Genomic DNA, 5,497 nt, shown 5'->3' on the forward strand with positions numbered 1-5,497 from the left:
GGTGGCCATGGGTTTCGAGCAGCATCGCGAGCGTCTCGGCCGCGTCGGTGTTGTCATCGACGATCAGCACGCGAACATGCCGCTTCACCGCCGAGCCCGGCGCATGGCCCGGCGCGTCTGCCACGGCCTGCGGCCCGGTGGTCACCATGGGCAGGCGGATCGTGAACGTGCTGCCGCGGTCGTTGCCGGCACTCTCGGCGGTGACCGAGCCGCCATGCAGCTCCATCAGGCGGTGCACCAGCGCCAGGCCGATGCCCAGGCCGCCCTGCGAGCGGTCGAGCGTGCGGTTGATCTGGGCGAACATGTCGAACACGTGCTGCAGCATGGCGGGCGGGATGCCGACGCCGCTGTCCTTCACGGTCACCACGGCTTCACTGCCCCGGCGTGCCAGCACCACGCTGATGTGCCCGCCATTGGGCGTGTACTTGGCGGCGTTGTTCACGAGGTTGCTCACCACCTGCGCCAGCCGAGAGGGGTCGCCGATGACCCACACCGGTTCGTCGAGCAGCGCCACGTCCAGCCGGTGCTTGGCCGCGTCCACCAGGGGCTGGCTGCCTTCGAGTGCGAGGTTGACGACAGCGCGCATGTCGACCCGCTCCCGCTGCAGCACCACCTTGCCGGTGGAGATGCGCGAGACCTCGAGCAGCTCGTCGATGAGCTTGACCATCTGCGCCATCTGGCGCTCCATGATCTCGTGCAGGCGCTTCGCCTTCTCGTCGCCGCCCGGCACCTTGGAGAGGATGTGCAGGCCGGTGCGGATGGGCGCCAGCGGGTTGCGCAGTTCGTGCGCCAGCGTGGCCAGGAACTCGTCCTTGCGCTGGTCGGCCTTCTTCAGCGCCTGCTCGGAACGCGCCAGCTGCAGGATCTGGTCACGGATGCGGCATTGCTTGTGCCGGTCGCGCAGCGCCGACTGGATGGCGCTGATCATCGAGCGCGTGGAGACCGGCCGGTCGAGAATCGTCATGTTGCCCAGCAGCCCCAGCAGGCGCAGGCCGGCGGCGGAGCGGGCGTGGTCGCGCATGAGCATCACCAGTGACACGTCCGACCAGGCCGGCTGGTTGCGCAGCGCGGCCAGCAGCAAGGGCATGTCGGGGCTGCCGAACACCGCCTCGGTCATCAGCAGCGCCCCGACGCCACGCGCGATCTCGGCGGCCAGGGTGGCCACGTCCTTGCAGACGATGCACTCGATGCCGACCTTGCCGAGCAGCTCGCAGGTCACCTCGCCATCGCGTCGCGTGACCGGCAGCACCAGCACGCGTTCGTCGTTGGGCGTGTCCTCAGGCTCCATGGGGCCGGCCGGACGCAGACCCCGGGCCGACACCGGGGGGCAACTCGATCGGCACGCCGGTGAGCACGCCGCGCAGGTGCATCAGCGGCTCGCTCAGGTGGATGCCGGTGCTGTCGAAGGAGAGCTGGCGGATCGACTCCTCGTGCACCCCGCTGCGCTTCTTGAGCACCGAGATGGCTTTCTTGACCTTGCCGGCGTGCTCGTACATGCGCAGCAGCACCACCGCGTCGGTCAGGTAGCTCGCATCCACCGCCGAGCGCCCGCTCGGCCCGAACCCGGTGGACTGCATGTTGCCCAGCATGCCGCTCTGTGCGGCGATGAGGAAGGTGGCCACGCCCTGGTTGTTGAGGTAGGAAAGCAGCTCATGCAACTGGGCGGTGAGGAACTTGTCCTCGGGCATGGCGTTGAGGTAGCCGTTGAGGCTGTCGATCACCACCACCCGTGCGCCGTCGCGCTCGACCGAGTTGCGCACCATGGCGGCGAACTCGCCGGGCGCGGTCTCCGCCGGGTCGATCTGCCGCACCATGATCTGGCCCGGGCCGATGCCTTCGTGGATGGGCATGCCCAGCCCCGCCGCGCGCTCGAACAAGATGGCGCGCGACTCCTCGAAGCCGAAGATGGCGGCATGCTCGCCGCGCCGCGCCGCCGCGGTGGCGTACTGCAAGGCGATGGTCGATTTGCCGGAGCCCGGCGGGCCGATCAGCAGCGTGGCCGTTCCGCGGTCGATGCCACCACCCATCAGGGCGTCGAGTTCGGCGATGCCGCTGGGCACGATCTCGCGCCGGAACGCCGCCCCGTGCTCGGCGGCAGACAGACGCGGGAAGACGAAGAGGCCGCCGCGATGGATCACGAAATCATGGCGGCCGCTGCGGAAGTCGCTGCCGCGGAACTTGACCACCCGCAGCTGCCTCAGCGTGCTCCCGTAGGCCGGCGTGCTCGAGTCGAGCGAGACCACCCCGTGCGCCACGCTGTAGAGCTGCATGTCGGGCCCGTCGGAGGTGCGGTCGTCGAGCAGCAGCACGGTGCAGTCCTTCCCCATCATGAACTGCTTGATGCCGAGGATCTGCCGCCGGTAGCGCAGCGAACTCTGCGCCAGCAGGCGCAGTTCGGAGAGCGAATCGAACACCATGCGCCGGGGCTTGACGCGCACCACGGCGTCGAGCGCCTTGCGGGTGGTGGTGTTGAGCTCCACCTCCGACGGGTGGTACATGGTGAGCTCGTTCTCGCCATCGACCTGCAGCTCGTCGGTGAGCAGCTCCAGGATCTCGATGCCCTCGAGCGACCAGCCGTGAGAGGCCGCGTTGGCGACCAGCTCGTTGCGCGATTCGGAGAGCGTGACGTAGAGGCACTTCTCACCGGCCCGCACGCCTTCGAGCAGGTATTGCATGGCCAGCGTGGTCTTGCCGGCACCGGGGTTGCCATCCAGCAGATACAGGCGGCCGGAGATGAAGCCGCCGTGCAATACCTCATCGAGCCCTGGAATGCCGGAGGGCGACCGGACCTGGCTTTCGCTCGTCATGGCCATCAAGGGGTGTCATGGGGAGCTTCATGATCGGCTTGAAGCCCCAGCGACGTCTGTAGGACAGATCCCCTTTTGGGCAGACCGCTTTCCCGCGTCCGTGCCCGTGCGCGTGTGTGTGTGACGGTCGGTCGCTCAGCTGCGGCCAAGTTGAAGGTGCTGTCCGTGCACCGCCATCCCCGCCGGCGTGGCGAGGAAGGCGATGGCCTGGGCGGCTGCGTCGAGCGCCACCCAGGCCGAGCGGTCGGCGCCGGGCATGCCCTGCCGGTTGGCCGGGGTGTCGAGCGTGGTCGGCGCCACGCTGTTGACGCGGATGCCCTCGGCCGCTACTTCGTGCGAGAGCGCTTCCACCAGCCGCTGCAAGGCGCTCTTGGCCGCGCAGTAGGCGCCCTTGAGCGCCTGGCCCTCGCGCGCGGCGTTGGCCGACACCGCCACCACGCTGCCGCCGCCCTGGCGCTTCATCAGCGGCACCACCGCCTGGGTGACGTTGACGAAGGACCAGGCGTTGAGGTCCATCATGCGGTCCCACGAGGCGCGGCTGATCTGGTGCACCGGTTCGCCCATCTCGAAGCCGCCGGCGATGTGCACCAGTGCGTCAATGCGCGTGAAGGCCTGCGCCACGCGCTGCACGGCGGCGGCCACGCTCTCGGCCGAGGTCACGTTGGCCGCGAGCAGCAGAGCATCCGCCGGGCTGCCGAAGACGGCCTTCAGGCGGGCTTCGTCCTGGTCGAGCAGGGCCACGCGGTGGCCGGATGCCATGAGGTGGCGGGCCGTGGCCTGGCCCAGGGCGCCAGCGGCGCCGGTGATGACGAGGGTGTGGGGAGTAGTCATAGTCGTTCAGTCGGTTGAACCGCGGAATGCCATTGTGGATGTGTTCACAATTGAGGTTTTCACACAGCCATTGCGAGGCCCACCATGAAGAGAGAAGTCGTTGTTGTCAGCGGGGCGCGCACCGCCATCGGTACTTTTGGCGGCAGCCTGAAAGACGTGCCGCCCACCAAGCTGGGCGCCATCGCCACCCGCGAAGCGCTGGCCCGCGCCAAGGTCGACGGCAAGGACGTGGGCCACGTGGTGTTCGGCCACGTGATCAACACCGAGCCGCGCGACATGTACCTGGCCCGCGTGGCCGCCGTCGACGGCGGCGTGGCCATCGAGACACCGGCCCTCACCGTCAACCGCCTGTGCGGCTCGGGCCTGCAGGCCGTCATCAGCGCCGCGCAGACCATCCTGCTGGGCGATGCCGACATCGCGCTGGCCGGCGGCGCCGAGAGCATGAGCCGCGGCCCCTACTCCATGCCGCAGGCGCGCTTCGGTGCCCGCATGGGCAACGCGACGCTGGTCGACATGATGCTGGGCGCCCTGCACGACCCGTTCAACAACGTGCACATGGGCATCACCGCCGAGAACGTGGCCGCCAAGTGGGACATCAGCCGCGCCCAGCAGGACGAAGCCGCGCTCGAAAGCCACCGCCGCGCGCAGAAGGCCATCGCGGCCGGCTACTTCAAGGAACAGATCGTTCCGGTGCCGCTCGAGAGCAAGAAGGGCACGGTGATGTTCGACACCGACGAGCACGTGCGCAACGACGCCAAGCTCGAAGACATGGCCAAGCTCAAGCCCGCGTTCAAGAAGGACGGCGGCTCGGTCACCGCCGGCAACGCCTCGGGCGTGAACGACGGCGCCGCGGCCCTGGTGCTGATGGAGCGCGCCGAAGCCGAGCGCCGCGGCCTCAAGCCGCTGGCCCGACTGGTGTCGTACGGCCACGCCGGCGTGGACCCGCTGTACATGGGCATCGGCCCGGTGCCGGCCACGCGCAAGGCGCTGGAGAAGGCCGGCCTGAAGGTGAGCGACCTCGACGTGATCGAGGCCAACGAAGCCTTCGCCGCGCAGGCCTGCGCCGTCAGCAAGGACCTGGGCTTCGACCCGGCCAAGGTCAACCCCAACGGCTCGGGCATCTCGCTCGGCCACCCGGTGGGTGCCACCGGCGCGATCATCACGGTGAAGGCGCTGTACGAACTGCAGCGCACGCAGGGCCGCTACGCGCTGGTGACCATGTGCATCGGCGGCGGGCAAGGCATCGCGGCGATCTTCGAGCGCATGTGAAGCGCGGCTGATCGGGTCTCGCACGTCAGAGGTGCGTTTGTCATCTCTGACGTGCGACCGGTGCCTGAGACCACGACGGAGAACCCTCCGCAGTCATGTGTCCATTCTTCTGGACAGTGGGCGGCCGCACTCGGCCAGGAGCCAACTGTCGACAACGTTCGCCTCCAGGTGGTTCACGATGTCGACGACCTGATTCACAAGATGCCCCCAACTTTGATGTCTCACAAGCCATCCTTCCGGCGACATTTGCTCCGATTGGTCGTCGGCGCAACTTCAGCGTGGATGTCCTGTGCTCCAGTCGACCGGCATGCTGCTTGGGGTGACGACCGGGGCGATGCTGTCGAACTGGCCAAGAGTGAACGGGCAGCTGCCGGACTGGTATTGCTGAACGACAGTTGATGCGCCGGAAGGACTGATGGTCATGACCGACACCGACGCAGGCCCCATGGAACCGTCAAGGTTCCTACCCTGCGTGCAGTAAGTCGCCGTACCTGTGTACTGCGCCAACCCGGCAGCATCGTAGCCGGCAAGCTGAAGTTCCATGCGGTCTGCGATGGACACGTAGTTGACGCTGTCCATTCGCTCAATCC

Annotated in this window: 5 protein-coding genes; 1 reads left to right on the forward strand and 4 read right to left on the reverse strand. The window is 68.1% G+C overall.

The features are described from left to right. The 3 genes from VFL64_RS00760 to VFL64_RS00770 form a co-directional block, all read right to left on the reverse strand. The coding region (locus tag VFL64_RS00760; protein ID WP_489538469.1) for a sensor histidine kinase at positions 1-1,288 on the reverse strand (1,288 nt) is incomplete at its 3' end. Continuing rightward, positions 1,278-2,807, reverse strand: a complete 1,530-nt coding sequence (locus VFL64_RS00765; RefSeq protein ID WP_489538470.1) for an ATPase domain-containing protein — start codon at positions 2,805-2,807, stop codon at positions 1,278-1,280. The genes VFL64_RS00765 and VFL64_RS00760, both read right to left, overlap by 11 nt. Positions 2,808-2,942: 135 nt before the next feature. Continuing rightward, a complete protein-coding gene (locus tag VFL64_RS00770; RefSeq protein ID WP_489538471.1) occupies positions 2,943-3,638 on the reverse strand; it encodes an SDR family NAD(P)-dependent oxidoreductase in 696 nt (231 codons plus the stop codon). 84 nt (positions 3,639-3,722) lie between these two features. Between VFL64_RS00770 and bktB the strand changes: the two genes are divergently transcribed. Beyond that, positions 3,723-4,907, forward strand: coding sequence for a beta-ketothiolase BktB (gene bktB / locus VFL64_RS00775; RefSeq protein WP_489538472.1), 1,185 nt, complete (start codon positions 3,723-3,725; stop codon positions 4,905-4,907). 273 nt (positions 4,908-5,180) lie between these two features. Here the strand turns inward: bktB and VFL64_RS00780 are convergent. Next, on the reverse strand, positions 5,181-5,497 hold a 317-nt coding region (locus tag VFL64_RS00780), incomplete at its 5' end, for a hypothetical protein (RefSeq protein ID WP_489538473.1).

Origin of the sequence: Rhizobacter sp., from assembly GCF_035702065.1 — a bacterium.
In the GTDB taxonomy this organism is placed as follows: Bacteria; Pseudomonadota; Gammaproteobacteria; order Burkholderiales; family Burkholderiaceae_C; genus Rhizobacter.

Bases quoted from the DNA above. Each gene is read 5' to 3' on its own strand.
- VFL64_RS00765 (WP_489538470.1), bottom strand. From the start codon at position 2,807: ATGACGAGCGAAAGCCAGGTCCGGTCGCCCTCCGGCATTCCAGGGCTC.
- VFL64_RS00770 (WP_489538471.1), bottom strand. From the start codon at position 3,638: ATGACTACTCCCCACACCCTCGTCATCACCGGCGCCGCTGGCGCCCTG.
- bktB (WP_489538472.1), top strand. From the start codon at position 3,723: ATGAAGAGAGAAGTCGTTGTTGTCAGCGGGGCGCGCACCGCCATCGGT.